Source organism: Nocardioides luteus (genome assembly GCF_000960475.2).
GTDB classification, from domain to species: Bacteria; Actinomycetota; Actinomycetes; order Propionibacteriales; family Nocardioidaceae; genus Nocardioides; species Nocardioides luteus_A.
On sequence record NZ_JZDQ02000001.1, the window covers coordinates 206,662 to 224,954 of the forward strand.

General features: G+C 71.0%; 22 protein-coding genes. 15 read left to right on the forward strand and 7 right to left on the reverse strand.

All coding sequences use genetic code 11. The annotated features are described in order from the left end of the window. Positions 1–20: 20 nt before the first annotated feature. Positions 21–602: a flavin reductase family protein gene (locus UG56_RS01025; protein WP_052694152.1), complete on the forward strand. Its 582-nt coding sequence runs from the start codon at positions 21–23 to the stop codon at positions 600–602. Between the two features lie 10 nt (positions 603–612). Here UG56_RS01025 and UG56_RS01030 read toward each other — a convergent pair whose 3' ends face one another. Together UG56_RS01030 and UG56_RS01035 are read right to left on the reverse strand one after the other, a co-directional pair. After that, on the reverse strand, positions 613–1,026 hold the full coding sequence (locus tag UG56_RS01030; RefSeq protein WP_045551487.1) for an RpiB/LacA/LacB family sugar-phosphate isomerase: 414 nt from the start codon (positions 1,024–1,026) through the stop codon (positions 613–615). Between the two features lie 22 nt (positions 1,027–1,048). Next, complete coding sequence (locus UG56_RS01035; RefSeq protein ID WP_045551486.1) at positions 1,049–1,501, reverse strand: nuclear transport factor 2 family protein; 453 nt, start codon at positions 1,499–1,501, stop codon at positions 1,049–1,051. Between the two features lie 122 nt (positions 1,502–1,623). On the opposite strand from UG56_RS01035, the gene UG56_RS01040 reads away from it, so the two are divergent. Then, complete coding sequence (locus tag UG56_RS01040; protein WP_256206381.1) at positions 1,624–2,463, forward strand: alpha/beta hydrolase; 840 nt, start codon at positions 1,624–1,626, stop codon at positions 2,461–2,463. 91 nt (positions 2,464–2,554) lie between these two features. Here UG56_RS01040 and UG56_RS01045 read toward each other — a convergent pair whose 3' ends face one another. Continuing rightward, positions 2,555–3,394, reverse strand: a complete 840-nt coding sequence (locus UG56_RS01045) for an LLM class F420-dependent oxidoreductase (protein ID WP_045550739.1) — start codon at positions 3,392–3,394, stop codon at positions 2,555–2,557. 62 nt (positions 3,395–3,456) lie between these two features. On the opposite strand from UG56_RS01045, the gene UG56_RS01050 reads away from it, so the two are divergent. Further along, complete coding sequence (locus UG56_RS01050) at positions 3,457–5,064, forward strand: GMC family oxidoreductase (RefSeq protein ID WP_045550752.1); 1,608 nt, start codon at positions 3,457–3,459, stop codon at positions 5,062–5,064. Continuing rightward, a complete protein-coding gene (locus UG56_RS01055; protein WP_045550740.1) occupies positions 5,064–5,852 on the forward strand; it encodes an enoyl-CoA hydratase/isomerase family protein in 789 nt (262 codons plus the stop codon). The genes UG56_RS01050 and UG56_RS01055 overlap by 1 nt, the downstream gene beginning before the upstream one ends. A gap of 9 nt (positions 5,853–5,861) precedes the next feature. On the opposite strand, the gene UG56_RS01060 is transcribed toward UG56_RS01055, so the two are convergent. Genes UG56_RS01060 through UG56_RS01075 form a run of 4 tightly spaced genes read right to left on the reverse strand, consistent with a single transcriptional unit; the run spans position 5,862 to position 7,643 of the window. Then, a complete protein-coding gene (locus tag UG56_RS01060; RefSeq protein WP_045550741.1) occupies positions 5,862–6,047 on the reverse strand; it encodes a hypothetical protein in 186 nt (61 codons plus the stop codon). 6 nt (positions 6,048–6,053) lie between these two features. Beyond that, a complete protein-coding gene (locus UG56_RS01065) occupies positions 6,054–6,317 on the reverse strand; it encodes a BON domain-containing protein (RefSeq protein ID WP_045550742.1) in 264 nt (87 codons plus the stop codon). Beyond that, the gene (locus UG56_RS01070; RefSeq protein ID WP_045550753.1) at positions 6,314–7,057 is read right to left on the reverse strand and encodes a metallophosphoesterase family protein; all 744 of its coding nucleotides are present in this window, start codon (positions 7,055–7,057) and stop codon (positions 6,314–6,316) included. The genes UG56_RS01065 and UG56_RS01070 overlap by 4 nt, the downstream gene beginning before the upstream one ends. Next, positions 7,050–7,643, reverse strand: a complete 594-nt coding sequence (locus tag UG56_RS01075) for a nucleotidyltransferase (protein WP_045550743.1) — start codon at positions 7,641–7,643, stop codon at positions 7,050–7,052. The genes UG56_RS01070 and UG56_RS01075 overlap by 8 nt, the downstream gene beginning before the upstream one ends. A 71-nt stretch (positions 7,644–7,714) precedes the next feature. Here UG56_RS01075 and UG56_RS01080 point away from each other — a divergent pair, with 71 nt between their 5' ends. From UG56_RS01080 to UG56_RS01130, 11 genes are all read left to right on the forward strand, one after another. Beyond that, positions 7,715–8,263: a TetR/AcrR family transcriptional regulator gene (locus UG56_RS01080; protein ID WP_045550744.1), complete on the forward strand. Its 549-nt coding sequence runs from the start codon at positions 7,715–7,717 to the stop codon at positions 8,261–8,263. A gap of 1 nt (position 8,264) precedes the next feature. Then, positions 8,265–9,497, forward strand: coding sequence for a cytochrome P450 (locus tag UG56_RS01085; protein WP_045550745.1), 1,233 nt, complete (start codon positions 8,265–8,267; stop codon positions 9,495–9,497). A 112-nt stretch (positions 9,498–9,609) separates the two neighbouring features. Beyond that, positions 9,610–10,389, forward strand: a complete 780-nt coding sequence (locus UG56_RS01090; RefSeq protein ID WP_045550746.1) for an SDR family oxidoreductase — start codon at positions 9,610–9,612, stop codon at positions 10,387–10,389. Next, positions 10,386–11,738 carry a cytochrome P450 gene (locus UG56_RS01095; protein ID WP_256206373.1) on the forward strand — a complete coding sequence of 451 codons (1,353 nt, stop codon included), beginning with the start codon at positions 10,386–10,388 and terminating at the stop codon, positions 11,736–11,738. Before UG56_RS01090 ends, UG56_RS01095 begins: the two co-directional genes overlap by 4 nt. Further along, positions 11,735–11,929 carry a ferredoxin gene (locus UG56_RS01100; RefSeq protein WP_045550747.1) on the forward strand — a complete coding sequence of 65 codons (195 nt, stop codon included), beginning with the start codon at positions 11,735–11,737 and terminating at the stop codon, positions 11,927–11,929. Before UG56_RS01095 ends, UG56_RS01100 begins: the two co-directional genes overlap by 4 nt. Position 11,930: 1 nt before the next feature. After that, positions 11,931–12,530, forward strand: a complete 600-nt coding sequence (locus UG56_RS01105; protein WP_045550748.1) for a hypothetical protein — start codon at positions 11,931–11,933, stop codon at positions 12,528–12,530. Further along, a complete protein-coding gene (locus UG56_RS01110; RefSeq protein WP_045550749.1) occupies positions 12,527–14,011 on the forward strand; it encodes an aldehyde dehydrogenase in 1,485 nt (494 codons plus the stop codon). Before UG56_RS01105 ends, UG56_RS01110 begins: the two co-directional genes overlap by 4 nt. A 14-nt stretch (positions 14,012–14,025) precedes the next feature. Beyond that, entirely contained in the window at positions 14,026–14,772 is a 747-nt protein-coding gene (locus tag UG56_RS01115; RefSeq protein ID WP_143054853.1) for an SDR family oxidoreductase, read from the forward strand. 5 nt (positions 14,773–14,777) lie between these two features. Then, positions 14,778–16,052 (forward strand): NAD(P)-binding domain-containing protein, encoded by a 1,275-nt coding sequence (locus UG56_RS28745; RefSeq protein ID WP_256206374.1) that lies wholly within the window; start codon positions 14,778–14,780, stop codon positions 16,050–16,052. Then, on the forward strand, positions 16,049–17,662 hold the full coding sequence (locus UG56_RS01125; protein ID WP_045549410.1) for an FAD-dependent oxidoreductase: 1,614 nt from the start codon (positions 16,049–16,051) through the stop codon (positions 17,660–17,662). The genes UG56_RS28745 and UG56_RS01125 overlap by 4 nt, the downstream gene beginning before the upstream one ends. A 205-nt stretch (positions 17,663–17,867) precedes the next feature. Further along, positions 17,868–18,293, forward strand: a complete 426-nt coding sequence (locus UG56_RS01130) for a nitroreductase/quinone reductase family protein (protein WP_045549411.1) — start codon at positions 17,868–17,870, stop codon at positions 18,291–18,293.

Below are 18,293 nucleotides of genomic sequence, written 5' to 3' on the forward strand. Positions count from 1 at the left end.
GTATAGAGGTGCCTGATGGGATGTCTCCCGATGCCGCCGAGGGCTGGCCGCATCCGGAGCTGATCGAGTCCTTCCACGGTCGCTTCGACTTCGAGGCGCCACCGTCTCCTCCGGAGACCCCTGCCGACGCGGAGGCGGACGCCCGGTTCCGTACGGTGCTGGGCCGGTTCGCCTCCGGGGTCACCGTGATCGCGGCGCAGACCGCGGAAGGACCCGTCGGGATGACCTGTCAGTCGTTCTCCTCGGTGTCGCTGCGACCGCCGCTGATCCTGTTCGCGCCGACGAAGTCGTCGCGTGCCTGGGCCCGGATTCGTCGGGCCGGGCACTTCTCGGTCAACATCCTCGCCGCCGGTCAGGAGGCGGTCTCGAACCAGTTCGCCTCGCGGGCCGCCGACAAGTACGCCGACATCTCCTGGACCCCGTCGGCCCATCACGGCGACCCGCACCTGTCGGGTGCGGTCGGCTACCTCGACTGCGCCGTCCACTCGGTCCACGAGGAGGGCGACCACTACCTCGTCGTCGGCCGTGTCCTCGACCTCGAGGAGGGCCCCGCCACCGAGCCCCTGCTCTTCTTCCGCAGCGACTACCGCGAGCTGGGCTGAGGCGGGCCGGTCAGGGGAGCTCGTCGAGGCGGCGGATGGCGTCGGCCTCGTCGGGGTCGGGAGTGGGCTCGTCGAGGAAGGCCCGGGTCACCTCGACGGCGACGTCGGGGGCGAGGCGCTTGAGGCTCATCGCCAGCACGTTGGCGTCGTTCCACAGCCGCGAGCCGCGGGCGATCCAGGGGTCCCAGGCGAGGGCGGCGCGGACGCCGGGAACCTTGTTGGCGGCGATCGCCGTGCCGGTGCCGGTCCAGCACATCACCACGCCGACGTCGGCGCGTCCCTCGACGACCGCGCGGCCGATGCCTGCGCCGAGGTCGGGCCAGGAGTCGGTGTCGACGACCTCGACCTCGCCACGCTCCCGTAGCTCGGCGAGCACCGCTCGGGTCGTCTCGTTCTCGTCATCGGCTCCGAAGGTGATCCGCATGGCGCCGAACCTACCGCTGTTCTCAGGCGTGCGTCGCAGGTCCGCCGGGACCGACGAGCTTCGCGCTGGGCTGGTCCTTCAGGCTGGTGGTGAGCTCCCAGGTGCGCTGGTAGCCGGTGTGGGCGATGCGCCAGCCCTGCGGCGTACGGACGTAGCGGTCCTCGTAGAAGGCGGCGCCCTCGAGGGCGAACTCGAAGGCGGGGGCGAAGACCTTGTCGTAGAGGTACCAGCGGCCGGTGGCGCTCTCGCCCTCGACCGTGATCTCGGGGTGGTGAAGGTGGTGCATCGTGATGATCGAGTCGGGCAGGTTGGTGCGCATGTAGTCGACCAGGTCGCCGGGTGAGGCGAACGAGAGCCCGGCGTAGTCGGCGGTGGCGTCATCGCTGAAGCAGGTGGCGAACTCGTCCCACTGCTTGGTGTCGAGGAGGCGTACGTAGCGGAACTTGAGCTGCTCGATCTCGCGGATGTCACTCATGCGCCGATCATAGTAGAACGTGTTCTACAAATGGGGCGTCCGTGGGATGACGTTCGGCCGCCGGTCGGCCGTACGTCACGACGAGGACCGTGGACAAGGTGCAGGATCGCCGTGTGGACGCGATGGTCGACCTGCGCGAGCGACGCGCGGCGCTGCTGGCGGACCGCCGGCTGACCTGGGTCTTCGGGGCCGACGACCCCGGGGTGGAGGTGCGCGAGGCGTGGGCCGGCGAGATCCGGCTGCGGGTCCATGTCCCGCGCGGCGGTGCGGCGTCGGGACGGCCGCTCGTGCTGGCCCTCCATGGCGGCGGCTGGTGCTGGGGCTCGCCCGAGCAGTCCCGTTGGATGGCCGGCCGGATCGCCGCGCGCACGGGCGCGGTGGTGGTCGCGCCGGCCTATCGGCTGGCGCCGGAGCATCCGTATCCGGCGGCGGTCGAGGACTGCTGGGCGGTGCTGCGGTGGGCCGTGGTGCATGCCGACGACCTCGGCGCCGACGCCGACCGGATCGTGGTGCTGGGCGACAGTGCCGGCGGCACGCTGGCAGCGGTCCTGGCGCTGCGGGCACGTGACGAGGGTGGGCCGCCGATCCGTGGCCAGGTGCTGTTCTACCCGCTCGTCGACCTCGTCGGCCTACACGGCCCCGGGCTCGCCGGGATCCTGGAGCACTACGTCGGCCCGGACCTCTCGCGCGCCGAGGAGTGGGCGGTCTCGCCGCTGCGGGCGGCCTCCCACGCGGACCTGCCGCCCGCGCTCATCCTCACCGCCAGGTTCGACCCGTTGCGCCCGCATGCCGAGCGCTATGCCGCGGCGCTGCGTACGGCCGGGGTGGGGGTCGCCGTGCACTGCCCGACCTTTGCGACCCATGCCTACCTCACCCTGCCCGGCATCTCCCCGGCCTCGCGGGGTGGCCTGGACCGCACCGTGAACTTCCTCGACCACGCGCTCGCACCCCGACATCGCTGAGGCGTCAGCCCCGCAGGCCGAGACGTCACCTACGTCGGCCGAGGTGGCAGGTGGGTGACGTCTCGGCCGACCGGGGCGACGTCTCGGCGGATCAGGCCAGGCCGAGGCGTCCGGCGAGCTTGTCGAGGTAGGTCAGTACGCCGGCAGGTTCCGTGTCGGGGACGCCCCAGATCAGCTCGTCGGCGATGGACCATTCGGCCAGGTCGTCGGGTGTGGGGCGCTTGGCGACGAGGACGCGAACCTCGGGCTTGCCGTCCCGGCCGGCCGACTCCCACTCGTCCTGGAGCGTCTTGACCTTGTCGCCGATCCCGGCCTCGGTCGGCGTCGACATCCAGCCCTCGGCGTGGCGGGCGATCCAGCGCAGCGTCTTCGGTCCGCCGCCGGCGCCGACGATCGTGGGGATCCGGCCCTGCGGAGGCTTCGGGTAGGCCCAGGAGGGGCCGAAGGAGACGAACTCGCCGTCGTAGGCGGCTTCGTCCTCGGTCCACAGCGCCCGCATCGCCTCGAGGTACTCCCTCAGCGCGGTGCGCTTGCGGTCGCCGGGGATGCCGTGGTCGGCGAGCTCGTCGGTGTTCCAGCCGAACCCGACGCCCAGCGAGACCCGGCCACCGGAGAGGTGGTCGAGGGTCGCGATCGTCTTGGCGAGCGTGATCGGGTCGGACTCGACCGGCAGCGCGACGGCGGTGGAGAGCCCGATCCGAGAGGTCACCGCGGCGCAGGTCCCGAGCGTCACCCAGGGGTCGAGCGTACGCAGGTAGCGGTCGTCGGGGAGCTCGGTGCCGCCGGTGGGGTGCAGGGCGTCGCGGCGCACCGGGATGTGGGTGTGCTCGGGCACGTAGAACGTGTCGAAACCCCGCTCCTCGGCGGCGGTGGCGAGCTCGGCGGGCGCGATGCCGCGGTCCGAGGTGAACAGGACGATGCCGTGGCGCATGACACAACAGTAGAACGTGTTCTAGTCTTTCCGGAAGGGATCACCGGGAGAGAGAAGTGAAGATGGAAGCCGACTACATCGTCGTAGGAGCCGGGAGCGCGGGCTGCGCCACCGCCCGCAGGCTTGCCGAGAGCGGTGCCAGCGTGATCGTGATCGAGGCGGGAACCAAGGACACCGCCTTCGGGATCAAGAACCTCCTGGAGCTTCCCGGGGCGGTGGCCGCGATGCTCTCGACGCCGCAGCTGAAGAAGCTGGTCGACTGGGGTTACAAGTCGGTGCCGCAGAGCGCGGCCCTCGACCGGGTCATCCCAATGACTCGCGGCAAGGTGCTGGGCGGCTCCTCCTCGATCAACGGGATGCTCTGGGTGCGCGGCAACCGGCAGAACTTCGACGACTGGGCGGCCGACGGCGCGACCGGCTGGTCCTACGACGACGTGCTGCCCGCGTTCCGGCGGATGGAGGACTTCGAGGGCGGTGCGGACGAGTTCCGCGGCGAGGGCGGACCGGTGAAGGTGCGCTACCAGAAGGACCTCACCCCGGCCACGCAGACCTGGCTCGACGAGGCGCCCAAGCGGCTCGGCGTCGGCGCGCTCGACGACTACAACGGCAAGGAGCAGGAGGGCGTCGGCGTCGTCCAGCTCTCGGCGTCCGAGGGACGCAGATACTCGGCGTCGAAGGCCTACCTGCGCGAGGACCCTCTGGACAACCTGCTGGTCCTGACCAGGGCGCAGGTCACCCGCGTACGCATCGAGGGCTCGCGCGCGACCGGTGTCGAGGTGGTCGGCGCCGACGGCGACAAGCAGACCATCAAGGCCTCACGCGAGGTGATCGTCGCGGCCGGCGTCTACGGCTCGCCGCACCTGCTGATGCTCTCCGGAATCGGTCATTCCGGCCACCTGCGCGACCACGGCATCCAGGTCCACGCCGACCTCCCGGTCGGGGACAACTTCCACGACCACCTCTTCGTGCCGGTCTCCTTCCGGATGGACTCGGCGCTGCGGCGGCCGACGGCTGCCTACTTCGCCGCCGGCTTCGCCAGGTCGCGGCTCACCCGCAAGGGCTGGGCGGCGGGCTCGCAGTTCGAGGCTTTCGGCTTCGTACGCAGCGCCCTGGCCGGCCAGGTCCCCGACCTGCAGCTGCACGTCCTCTACTGGGTCTACCCCTTCCCGAACCAGGATGCCGACAAGGCGATCCGGCCGCCGACGAACAAGCCCGGCCTGTGCATCCTGCCGACGCTGATCTACCCCGAGAGCCGGGGCACCGTACGTCTGGCCAGCGCCGACCCGTTCGCCCACCCGCTCCTCGACCCGGCCTACCTGACGGCGGGCAAGGACACCGAGGTGCTCCTGGACGGGATCGCCAAGGTGCGCGAGATGATGGTGGGCCTCGGCGACAACCAGGGCGAGATCACGCCGGGCCCGGACTACGCCGACGCCCGGGCGACCCGCGACCTGCTGCCCAACATCGTGCACAGCGTCTACCACGGCGTCGGTACCTGCCGGATGGGCTCGGACGAGCGCGCGGTGGTGGACCCGTCGCTGCGCGTGAAGGGCATCGACGGTCTGCGCGTCGCCGACGCGAGCGTGATGCCCTCGATCACCGGAGGCAACACCAACGCGCCCTCGATCATGATCGGCGAGCGCGCGGCCGACCTCATCCTGGGGGCCTGATGTCCGACCTGCTGCTGAGCGAGGACCGCGATCGCGTCCGTACGCTGACCCTCAACCGTCCCGACCAGCTCAACGCCTTCAACCAGGCGCTCTACGTCGCCCTGGCCGAGGCGCTGTGCGAGGCCGACGAGGACCCGGAGGTGGCCGTCGTGCTCCTGACCGGGACCGGTCGGACCTTCTCCGCCGGCACCGACCTCCTGGAGATGAAGGAGACCGCCTCGGGGGCCGACGACGGCGAATCGCACGGCTTCATCCGCCTCGTCGACGCCCTGACGGCGTTCTCCAAGCCGCTGGTCGTGGCAGTCAACGGCCTGGGGCTCGGCATCGGCGTGACGCTGCTCGGCTTCGCCGACCTAGTCCTCGCCTCGACGAAGGCGCGGTTCAAGACGCCGTTCACCACGCTCGGCGTCGCCCCCGAGGCGGCCTCCAGCTTCCTCTTCCCGCGGCTGATCGGGCGGCAGAACGCCGCCTGGATGCTGCTGTCGGGGGAGTGGATCAGCGCGGAGGAGGCGCACGAGATGGGATTCGTGTGGCGGGTCACCGAGCCGGACGAGCTCCTCGCCACGGCCTGGGGTCACGCCGCCACGCTCGCCGCGCGGCCGATCAGCAGCCTGGTCGCGGTCAAGGAGACGATGACCGCCTCGCTGCGCCCGGGGATCGAGGCGGCCCGTGAGCTCGAGAACGCCAAGTTCGCCGAGCTGCTCGGCGGGCCGGCCAACATCGAGGCGCTCCTCGCCTTCGCCGAGGGGCGGGAGCCCGACTTCACGAAGCTCCCGCCGGGGGCCTGAGCGCTGGACTCAGTGGGGTCGGTGGTCGAAGCTTCCGTAGCGGTCGCGGCCGTCGAGATGGTGCTTGCGCTCCATCTCGGCCAGGTCGTGCTCGATCTGGCGGCCACGCCGCCGGTCGAGGAACGCGGCGGCCAGCATCAGGGCGGTCCAGAACACGATCATCCCGATCGTGACCGCGATGACTGCGCTGTTCATCGGTGATCAGCTCCTCTGTGGTGGGTCGATCTGCTCGTGGTCGGGTCCGCCCGGACCGGGCTCGGCGCTGAGCATGATGTGGTCGACGATCTCGAGCCCGGTGTCGTGCTCCCGGACGACCTCGAGGACCGTCGCCCGGCGCTCCTCGGAGGCGACCTCGCCGGAGACGACGAGGCGCTCGCCGCGTACCTGGAGCCGGATGCCCAGCTCGTTGGTGCGCGGATCGCTCGCGATGTCTCGCTCGAGATCTCGTGCCAGCTGTTCGTTCATGCCGACCTCCTGGGGACGACGTCGTAGACGCGGAACGCTGCCTGGATGACCGGCTGGGCGACGTTGCGTACGGGCACCCCGGCCGGAGTGAGGCCCTTCTCGCGCCCGGCGTGGGCATGGCCGTGGACGGCGAGATCGACGCCGGTCTCGTCGATCGCCTCACCGAGCCGGTAGTTGCCGAGGAACGGCCAGATCTCCTTCGGCTCGCCGATCAGGGTGTCGTCGACCGGGGCGAAGTGGGACAGTGCGACGGTGACGTCCGGCTCCTCGCCGGCCAAGTCGTCGAGGGCTCGGCGCAGGACGCCGGCGGTCTCGATGCCGTGCCCGGTGAAGGCCTTCATCTCCGGTTCGCCGAAGTCGGCCGCGCAGCGCCCGTGGAACCCCAGGCAGAAGCCCTTGACGCCGGCGACGCCGAGGCGGCCGGCGTCCGTCTCGATGGTGGTCGAGGTGCCTTCGAGGACCGTGACGCCACGGTCCGTCAGCAGCCGGGCGATGTCGCGGTCGGCCCCGGAGTGGTAGTCGTGGTTGCCGAGCACGACGAGGACGGGGACGTCGGCGGCGTCGAACTCGTCGGCGAACGCCTTGGCCTCCTCGACCGTGCCGTGCTGGGTGAGGTCACCGGCCACGAGCAGCGCGTCCGCCTCGCCGGAGATCCCCTCGAGCAGTGGTGCGTAGCGTCCTCGCAGGTCGTCCGCCAGATGTACGTCACCCACGGCTGCCACGCGAATCGGGTCAGGCATCGTCATCTCCGATACCGCTTCCTTCCATGATGTCGAGCGCATCGAGCAGGCCCAGCGCGCTCAGCGCGAACGGGCTCCGCTTCGCCTCCTGCCGCACCAGCCGCCAGTCGACCTGCTCGCGCAGGGCGCGGGCGGAGCCGAGGATCGGCGAGAGGTCGCAGGCGTGCTCGCTGAGCGCGAGCATGCGCGAGATGATCAGGTCGGTCGCCGACATGACGGGCATGGTCACGGAGTCGACCGGCAGCTCGGTGCACCGCACGAGCAGCTCCTCGTCGACCGGGCCGGTCGGGAGCCGGTGGATCAGGTCGACGATCACGGTGTCGCGACCGACCTTCACCAGCCAGTCCTCCGGGGCGGCGACCGGATCCATCCCGTTCTCGACGAGCTTCTCCACGGCCTCCTCGACGCAGTCCTGGGGGAGGACGAAGTCGACGTCGTGGGTGCTCTCCGGGCCGCCTCGGGTCCAGACCGCGTAGCCGCCGGCCAGCGCGAACGGGATCTCGGCGGCCTTCAGCGTCGCGCCCACCCTCTTCAGGACCTCGCGTTGTCGCTGGAGCTCCTCGCCCAGCACGTCAGTTCTCGGCATGTGGGTGCGGTACCCCGAAGCGGTGCCGCTCAGCCCTTGCCGGAAACGAGAACGTGTTCTAATCTGGACACGTGTCCAGCGCAACGAGCACCCGTCAGGCCGATACCGTCGAGCGCCTGTTCGCCGCGGGCCTGGCGGAGCTGCGCGAGGTCGGGCACGAGGCGCTGACGATCCGCTCGGTCGCCGCACGGGCCGGGGTCTCCTCGGCGACGGCGTACACCTACCTGGCCTCCAGGAACCACCTCTTCGTCGAGCTCTTCTGGCGCCATCTGAACGAGGCGCCGGTGGCCGACGGGACCGGCTCTCGCGCGGGGCGCGTGCAGGAGGCCGTACGCAGCCTGACGACCCGGATCGCGGAGGAGCCGGAGCTGGCGGCGGCGGTCACCCCGGCGCTGCTGGGCAGCGACTCCGACGTCGAGCGGCTCCGGTTGCGGATCGGGGCCGAGTTCGCCGCCCGGTTCGAGTCGGCGCTCGGGGACGGAGCCGGGGAGGCGGTGCGCGAAGCGCTGCTGCTCGCCTTCTCCGGCGCGCTGCTGCAGGCGGGCATGGGACTGATGACCTACGACGAGATGGCCGACCGGCTCGCCCCGGTCGTGGCCGTGATCGTCGGCGAGGAGTGAGATGACCAGCACCACCACCGAGATCTTCGACCCCTACGACTACGACTTCCACGAGGACCCCTACCCGGTCTACGCCCGGCTACGGGACGAGGCGCCGCTCTACTACAACGCCGTCGACGACTTCTGGGCGCTGTCCCGGCACGCCGACGTGCACGCCGCGGTGAAGGACGACGTCACCTTCTCCAACCGGATGGGGGTCTCGCTCGACGCCAGCGCCTGGAACGCCGACGCCCACCGGGTGATGTCCTTCCTGGCGCTGGACGGGGCCGCGCAGACCCGGTTGCGCAAGCTGGTCTCGGCGGGGTTCACACCCCGCCGCGTACGCGAGCTGGCGCCGCAGATCCAGGCGCTCGCCGACCGCTACCTCGACGCGCTGAGGGCGCTGTCCGAGAAAGCGGGCGAGGTGGACTGGATCGCGGAGCTCGCCGGCAAGCTCCCGATGGACGTCATCTCGGAGATGATGGGCGTCCCCGCCGCCGATCGCGACGAGGTGCGTCGGCTGGCCGACCTGGTGGTGCACCGGGAGGACGGCGTACGCGACGTGCCGGAGGCCGGGATGACGGCCGCGCTGGAGCTGATCGGCTACTACGCCGAGATGGTCGCCCAGCGGCGCCGGCAGCCGAGCGAGGACCTCACCTCGGCGCTGATCGAGGCCGAGGTCGACGGCGACCGGCTGCTCGACCACGAGGTGATCGCGTTCCTGTTCCTGATGGTCGTGGCCGGCAACGAGACCACCACCAAGCTGCTCGGCAACGCGCTCTTCCACCTCGGCGCCCATCGCGATCAGCTCGCCGAGGTGTTCGCCGACCCGGAGGGCGCCACGTTGGTGAGCCCGTGGATCGAGGAGACCCTGCGCCACGACACCTCGAGCCAGATGCTCGCCCGCTACGTCGCCGAGGATGTCGAGCTGCACGGCCAGGTCGTCCCGGCCGGATCGAAGCTGCTCGTCCTGCTCGGCTCGGCCAACCGCGACGAGCGGGTCTTCACCGCCCCGGACGTCTTCGACATCCACCGCCCACCCGACGAGCTCGGCCGGATCATGAGCTTCGGTGTCGGCCGGCACTTCTGCCTCGGCGCCAACCTCGCCCGGCTCGAGGCCAAGATCGTGCTGACGGAGCTGGTGCGGCGTACGTCGGGGTTCGAGGTCCACACCGATCGCGCCGTCCGCGTGCACTCCACGAGCGTGCGCGGGTTCGCCGAGCTGCCTGTCTCGTTCACCTGGAGGGCGCGATGAGCGCCGTGGATGTTCACCGAGGTACCTCGGCGAGCCATCACTCCTTCCGTGGAGTTCCGCGAAGGCAGTGCGCATTCGCCGAGTTACCTCGGTCAGCATCCAGGGAGGACGCATGAGCAAGTACGCCCAGCCCGACCGCCGCCCGGCGGTGATCACCGGCGCGTCGTCGGGGATCGGCGCCGAGACGGCGAAGGCGCTGGCCACGGCTGGGTTCCCGGTGGCGCTGGGCGCCCGGCGGGTCGACCGCGTCGACGAGATCGCCGCCGCGATCCGGGCCGACGGGGGAGAGGCGGTCGCGCACCCCCTCGACGTGACCTCCGACGAGTCGGTGGCCGAGTTCGCCGCCAAGGTGGCCGCCGACCTGGGCGATGTCGAGGTCCTGGTCAGCAACGCCGGTGTCACCCACCCGGGCGCGACCGTCGACGTCCCCACCGAGACCTTCGCCGGCCAGGTCGACGTCAACCTGCTCGGTGCCCACCGGGTGCTGCGGGCCTTCGGGCCCGGGATGATCGAGCGCCGGCGCGGCGACCTGGTCTTCCTCTCCTCCGACGTGGCGGTCAGGCCGCGACCGTTCATGGGTGCGTACGCAGCCTCCAAGTGGGGCCTGGAAGGCATGGTCGCCGCGCTCCAGATGGAGCTCGAGGGCACCGGGGTCCGGGCCTCGATCGTGCGACCCGGTCCCACCCACTCCGACATCGGCAACGAGTGGCCCGCCGAGCTGGGCGGGTTCGTGCTCGAGCAGTGGGTCCGCTGGGGCTTGGCCCGGCACCCTCACTTCCTCAAGGCGCGCGCTCAGGCCGACGCGATCACGACGATCGTGACCGCTCCGCGCGGCGTCCACATCAGCACGATCGACGTCAATCCCGAGGCACCCGTCGAGGAGTCCCGATGATTCCCACCGTCTCCACCGTCCTGGACGACCAGGACCCGATCGTGCCCGAGATCATCCGCGGCACCGGTCACCTGCCCGAGATGCGCGTCGACCCGATCTCGCTCTTCACCCGCGTCCGCGAGGAGTGCGGCGACCTCGGCCGCTTCCGGCTCGCCGACAAGGACGTCGTCCTGGTCACCGGGGCCGAGGCCAACGAGGCGTTCTTCCGGGCGCCCGACGAGGTGCTCGACCAGGCGGCTGCGTACCCGTTCATGACGCCGATCTTCGGCAAGGGGGTCGTCTTCGACGCCTCGCCGGAGGAGCGCCAGCAGATGCTGAAGAACCAGGCGCTGCGCGGCGACATGATGCGCGGGCACGCCCAGACGATCGAGGCCGAGATCCGCCGGATGATCGCCGGCTGGGGCGAGGAGGGGGAGATCGACCTGCTCGACTTCTTCGCCGAGCTGACCATCTACACGACCTCGGCCTGTCTGGTCGGGAAGCCGTTCCGCGAGGAGCTCGACTCCTCCTTCGCCCGGCACTACCACGAGCTGGAGCACGGCACGGACGCGATCGCGTACGTCGACGCGTACGCCGACATCGAGAGCTTCCGGATGCGCGACGCCGCCCGGGAGAAGCTGGTCGCGCTCGTCCAGGCGATCGTCGACAAGCGGGTCGCCCGGGGCAAGGTGCCGCGCGAGGAGCGCGACCTCCTCGACGTGCTGATCTCGATCGACATGGACACCGACACCATCACCGGGATCTTCATCTCGATGATGTTCGCCGGCCACCACACCTCCTCGGGCACGGCCTCATGGGCGATGATCGAGCTGCTGCGGAACCCCGAGGTCATGGGCGATGTCGTCCAAGAGCTCGACGAGCTGTACGCCGACGGCAGCGAGGTCTCCTTCCAGGCGCTGCGCTCGATCCCGGTGCTCGAGGCGGCGCTGAAGGAGACGCTGCGGCTGCACCCGCCGCTGATCATCCTGATGCGGCTGGTACGCGAGGACTTCGAGCTGCTCGGCGAGACCATCCCGGCCGGCACCCTGCTCGCCGCCTCGCCGCGGGTCTCCAACCGGATCGAGGACGACTTCCCGAAGGCCGAGCTGTTCGACCCGAGCCGCTACCTCGACCCGCGCCAGGAGGACATGCAGAACCGCTGGACCTGGATCCCGTTCGGCGCCGGCAAGCACCGCTGCGTCGGCAACGCGTTCGCGATGATGCAGATGAAGGCGATCTTCTCGGTGATCCTGCGCGACTACTCGTTCGAGGCGGCGCAGCCGCTGGAGTCCTACGCCGACGACTTCACGAAGATGGTGATCCAGCTCCAGCAGCCCTGCCGTGTCCGCTACCGGAAGAGGTCGTCGTGAAGCTGGCTGCTGACCTGGGCCTCTGTCAGGGACACCAGGAGTGTCTCGCCGAGGCACCCGAGCTCTTCGGCTTCGACGAGGACAGCTACCAGGTCGTCGTACGCGTCCCCGAACCGTCCGAGCAACAGCTTCCCGCCGCGCGTGCGGCCGTCAAGTACTGCCCTGCTTTCGCTCTCACCCTGGAGGACTGACATGGACCGCGCCGAGATCGAAGGGCTCTGGGCCGAGTGGCTCAGCCTTAACCGTCAAGCAGAGGCTGAGGGTGACTGGGCGCCGCTGGCCGACGTCTACGCCGAGGACGCGACGTACGGCTGGATGTACACCCCCGACGAGCACTTCATGGCCGTGGGCCGCGACCAGATCCGGGAGTGGGCCCTCGGCACCGAGATGGCCGGCCTCGAGGGCTGGCACTACGACTACCAGGCCACCGTCATCGACGACGTCAACGCGATGGTGATCGGGTTCTGGCGGCAGCGGGCCGGGATCGTCGACGACGCGACCGGCGAGGAGTACGAGATCCTCGGCATCGGCGGCTCCTGGTTCGGGGTCGCGCCGCGGCCCGACGGTCCGGGACTGGAGTTCGCCTGGCAGCGGGACTGGTTCGACCTCGGCTCCACCGCGACCACCTTCCTCGACATCGTCAAGGCCAAGAAGGCGACCGCCGGGCTGCTGGAGCGGATGTCCCTCAACGGCATCGAGCAACCCGGCCACTACCGCCTCGCCGACCTGCCCGCGACCGTCTGGCCGCCGCCCGTGGCGGCCGGGAACTTCGTGACCCAGGAGTCCGTGTGACGACCCGAAACCCCACCAACCCGCCCGCCCAGCAGCTCGTCGACGGCAAGCTCGGCGCGGCCTCATCCGGCGAGACGTACGCGATCCTCAACCCGGCCACGGGAGCCGAGATCGGGCGCGCACCCGACTCGACGGCCGAGGACATGGACGCCGCGATCGCCGCCGCCCGCAGGGCCTTCGACGAGACCGACTGGTCCACCGACGTGGCGTTCCGGGTCCGCTGCCTGCGCCAGCTGCACCAGGCGCTCCTCGACAACGCCGCGGCGCTGCGCGAGCTGACCACCGCCGAGGTCGGCGCACCCGCCTTCCTGGTGGCCGGGCCGCAGTTCGACACCCCGGTCGACACCCTGCGGTGGACGGTCGACCTGGCCGAGTCCTACGAGTGGTCGCGAGACCTGGGGGTCGGGGTCACGATGGGCATCTCCTCGCGCCGCACCGTGCGCAAGGAGGCCGTCGGGGTGGTCGCGGCGATCACGCCGTGGAACTTCCCCAACCAGATCAACCTGGCCAAGATCGGCCCGGCGCTCGCCGCCGGCAACACCGTGGTCCTCAAGCCGGCCCCCGACACCCCGTGGCTGGCCGCGGAGCTGGGACGCCTGGCCGCCGAGCACACCGACCTTCCGCCGGGCGTGTTCAACGTCGTCACGCCGCGCGACAACCGGGTGGCCGCGATGCTGGCCGAGGACCCTCGGGTCGACCTGGTCTCGTTCACCGGCTCGACGGCCACCGGCCGGGCGATCATGGCCGCTGCCGCGCCCAGCCTGAAGAAGGTCTTCCTCGAGCTCGGCGGGAAGTCCGCGGCGATCGTCCTCGACGACGCCGACGTGGCCTCGGCGGCCTCGATGGCGGCCTTCTCGGTGGCCGTGCACGCCGGTCAGGGCTGCGCCCTGACCACCCGGCTGCTGGTGCCGCGCGCCTCCTACGACGCGGCGGTCGAGTCCGCGGCAGCCACCATGGCCTCGCTCGGCGCGGGCGACCCGGCCGCCGCCGGCACGATCTGCGGCCCGGTGATCTCCGCGGTCCAGCGCGACCGGATCCTCGGCTACCTCGCCCTCGCGGAGGAGGAGGGCGGCCGCTTCGCCACGGGCGGCGCCGTCGCGGTCCAGGACGGCGACCTCGCCGGCGGGTTCTGGGTCCAGCCGACCGTGATCGCCGGCCTCGACAACACCGCCCGGGTCGCCCGCGAGGAGATCTTCGGACCGGTCCTGACGGTGATCGCGCACGACGGCGACGACGATGCCGTACGCATCGCCAACGACTCGCCCTACGGCCTCTCCGGCTCGGTCGAGTCCGGGTCGCTGGAGCGCGCCAAGGCGGTGGCCGCCCGGATCCGCACCGGCACCATCGGCGTCAACGGCGGCCAGTGGTTCGGCCCCGACGCCCCCTTCGGCGGCTACAAGCAGTCCGGCCTCGGCCGGGAGATGGGCGTCGAGGGCTTCGAGGAGTACCTGGAGACCAAGCTGATCGCGGAGCCGGCATGAGCACAGGAGAGACCATGAGGTTCAAGGACAAGGTCGTCGTCGTCACCGGCGCCGCACAGGGGATCGGCGAGGCCTACGCGAAGGGGCTGGCCGCCGAGGGCGCCACCGTCGTCGTCGCCGACCTGAACGAGGAGAAGGGCCAGCAGGTCGCCAAGGAGATCGAGGCCTCCGGGGGCGTCGCGAGGTTCGTACGCTGCGATGTCTCCGACCACGCCTCGGCGGCCGCGCTGGTCGCCGAGACGACCGCGGCGTACGGCGGGATCGACGCGCTGATCAACAACGCCGCGATCTACGGCGAGATGGCCTTCGACCTGCTGATCACCGTCGACTGGGACTACTACGAGAAGTTCATGAGCGTGAACCTCAACGGTGCTCTGGTGATGACCCGGGCCGTCTACCCGGCGATGCAGAAGCGGGGCGGCGGGGCGATCGTCAACCAGTCCTCGACCGCCGCCTACCTCTACTCCGGCTTCTACGGCCTGGCCAAGGTCGGCATCAACGGCCTCACCCAGCAGCTCGCCCACGAGCTCGGCGGGATGAACATCCGGGTCAACGCCATCGCGCCGGGACCGACCGACACCGAGGCGACCCGGGTCCAGGCGGGCGACGCGGCCCGAGAGATGACGAAGGGCATGGCGATCAAGCGCCTCGGCACCACCGAGGACATGGTCGGAGCGGCGAAGTTCCTCCTCTCCGAGGAGTCGTCGTGGATCTCCGGGCAGATCATCGCCGTCGACGGCGGAGGGACGTTCCGACTGTGAGCACGGTGAAGGGGACACGCGCAGGTTTCGTGGGGCTCGGCAACATCGGCAGGCCGATGGCGCTCCGGCTCGCCGCGGCGGACGGGATCGAGCTGTGGGTGCACGACATCGCCGCGGAGCCGGTCGCCGAGCTCGGCGCCGCCGGGGCCAAGGCAGCCGCCTCCGTCGCCGAGCTGGCGGCAGCGGTCGACGTGCTGAGCGTGATGGTGCGTGACGACGACCAGGTCCGCCAGGTCCTCGCGGAGGTGGTCGCGACCGACCGTGCAGGACAGGGACCGCTGACGGTGCTGGTGCACTCCACGGTCGCCCCCGAGACGCCCGCCGAGCTGGCCGCGACGGCCTCGCCGCACGGCGTGCACGTGCTCGACGCGCCCGTGTCCGGCGGCCCGATGGGCGCGGCCGACGGCACCCTGGCCATCCTGGTCGGCGGCACCCCCGAGGCGTACGCGGCGGCCGCGCCGGTCCTGGCGGCGATGGCCACCAAGGTGGTCCATGCCGGGGAGATCGGTGCCGGGACGAAGCTGAAGCTGGCCCGCAACCTGCTCCACTTCGCCTCGTTCACCGCGGCCACCGAGGCCCAGCGGCTCGCCGAGGCGGCCGGGCTCGACCTGGTGGCGCTCGGTGAGGTCGTACGCCACACCGACGCGATCACCGGCGGCCCCGGCGCGATCATGCACCGCGACACCACCGCGCCGATCGAGGAGACCGACTTCTGGCACGGCGTCTTCGGGCACGTGGTCGCGCTGGGGGAGAAGGACCTCGGCTTCGCGGTCGCGCTCGCCGACGAGCTCGGCGTCGAGGTGCCGCTGGCCCGGCTCGCCCTCGAGCGGCTGGCGTCCGGGCTGGGCCTGGGTGGGGTGGACGCGGCCGACCCCCAGGAGGACGAGAAGTTCGCCGGCCTCCCCGAGCAGCGGGCGAAGGGGCTCCGGAAGATGGAGGAGGTCTACGGCTTCGACATGGCCGACGGCGAGGGCGACTTCTTCGGCTACACCGCCGACCACCTCTTCGGCGACATCTGGCGGCGCCCGGGCCTGACCACCCGCGACCGCCGGCTCCTGCTGATCGGGCTGCTCGCCGGCCAGGGCGCCGCGGACGTGCTCGGGATCCAGATCCCCGCGGCACATGCCAACGGTGAGCTCACGGATGACGAGCTGCGCGAGATCGTGGTCTTCCTGAGTCACTACGCCGGGTGGCCGAACGGTGCCAGGATGAACACGGTCGTCGAGGAGACGATCGGAAAGGCCCGGCGGGCGGCCCAGAAGAAGGTGGAGCGCTCATGACGTACGTCATCACCCAGTCCTGCTGCAACGACGCCTCCTGCGTGGAGGTCTGCCCGGTCGACTGCATCCATCCCGGTCCCGACGAGCCCGGGTTCGGCGCGGCCGAGATGCTCTACATCCACCCCGACGAGTGCATCGACTGCGGTGCCTGCGAGGACGCGTGTCCGGTCAACGCGATCTTCCCGGACTACGAGGTCCCGGACGCGTTCGCGCCCTACGTCGACATCAACGCCGCCTTCTTCGAGTTCACCGGCGAGCAGGACGAGCCCGCACCGCTGCCGCCGCCGGGGGCGAAGATCCCCGGCGGCCCGCTCAAGGTGGCCGTGGTGGGCGCCGGCCCGGCCGGTTGGTACGTCGCCGAGGAGCTCGCCGCCACCCGCCGCTGTGACGTCGAGATCACCGTCATCGACCGGCTCGCGACGCCCTACGGCCTGGTCCGCTACGGCGTCGCGCCCGACCACCTCGACACCAAGGAGATCGTCTCCGGGTTCGCGAAGACCGCGCGCCATCGCCGGGTGCGGACGCGCTACAACGTCGAGATCGGGCGCGACGTCACCCACGAGGAGCTCCTCGGCTCTCACCACGCGGTGGTCTACACGACCGGCGCCGGCGAGGGCCGCAGCCTCGGCCTGCCGGGGGAGGAGCTGTCGGGTTCGACGTCGGCGGCCGAGCTCGTCGGCTGGTACAACGGTCATCCCGACCGTGCCGAGCTCACGTTCCCGCTTGCCCACGAGCGGGCCGTCGTCATCGGCAACGGCAACGTCGCCCTCGACCTGGCCCGGCTGCTGCTGGCAGACGAGGAGACGCTGCAGGCCTCCGACCTGGCCCCCGCCGCACTCTCGGCGCTGACCGCCAGCGGCATCCGCGAGGTCGTCGTCACCGCTCGCCGGGGCGCTGAGCACGCGGCCTTCACCAGCCCCGAGCTGCGGGCCCTCGCCGACGACCCGGGCATCGATGTCGTCGTCGACGAGGCCGACCTGGCTGCGCTGCCGACCGAGGCGGACCTGACCGATCGTGACGCCGGTGCCTTCGCGGCGCTCCAGAAGGCCGATCTGCTTCGCGACCTGGCCGGCCGGCCGCGTACGGACGCCGCGAAGCGGCTCGTCCTCCGCTTCGGGCTGACCCCGACCGAGATCCTCGGCTCCGACACCGTCGCCGGGGTGCGCTTCGACACCGGCGAGGAGATCGAGGCCGGGCTGGTCGTCCGCGCCACCGGCTACCGATCCGCCGGTGTGGCCGGCGTCCCCCGCGAGGACGGTACCGGCCGCTTCCCGCACGAGGCCGGCCGCGTGATCGGGTCCGCTGCGACCTACACCGCCGGCTGGGCCAAGCGCGGCCCCAGCGGTGTCATCGGCACCAACCGGGCCTGTGCCGCCGAGACCGTACGTACCCTCCTCGACGACTATGCCGCGAGCAGCCTTCCCGACCCGACCGGCGAATCGTTCGACGACCTGTTGGCGGAGAAGGGCGTGACCGTGGTCGACCAAGCCGGCTGGAACACCCTGGACACGCACGAGTGCACCGCGGGTGAGGAGACCGGACGCCCGCGGGTGAAGGTGACCGATCGAGCCGAACAGGTCCGCATCGCGGCGCTGGTCCACGCGCGGTGAGCCGGGCCGGCGCGCTGGCTTCCAGGGAGCGGGACTCGGGGTGCGCCTGGACGGGCACTTCGTGGGGTCGACGGGTGTTTCAGTGCCCGTCAACCCCAGGGATACCCGGTCGACCGGGTATCCCAACACGGCGCCACCGGTGACCCCGCACGTTGGGGACGTCTGCAAGAGTGGGTGAAAACCGATCCTCGGGGAAAGGCACTCCATGGCAGGCAGCGACTACAAGGACTGGAACCAGTCGATCATCGACGAGTTCCGCGCCAACGACGGCAACGTCACCTCGGTGCCGTTCGGGCGCGGGCTCGTCCTCGTGCACCACACCGGCGCCAAGACCGGCAAGGAGCGCGTCTCCCCGGTGGCCAACCTCCACCCGGACGCCGACACCTGGCTGATCGCGGCCTCCAAGGCCGGCGCGCCGGAGAACCCGGCCTGGTACCACAACCTCCTGGCCCACCCGGAGACCAAGATCGAGACGCCCGACGAGGGCGTCGTCGAGGTCGAGGTCAGCGAGCTGAAGGGCGCCGAGCGCGACGAGGCCTGGGAGCGGTTCAAGGCGATGAGCCCGGGCTTCGGCGAGTACGAGGCGAAGACCGATCGGGTGATCCCGGTCCTCGCGCTGCGCCGCCGGTGA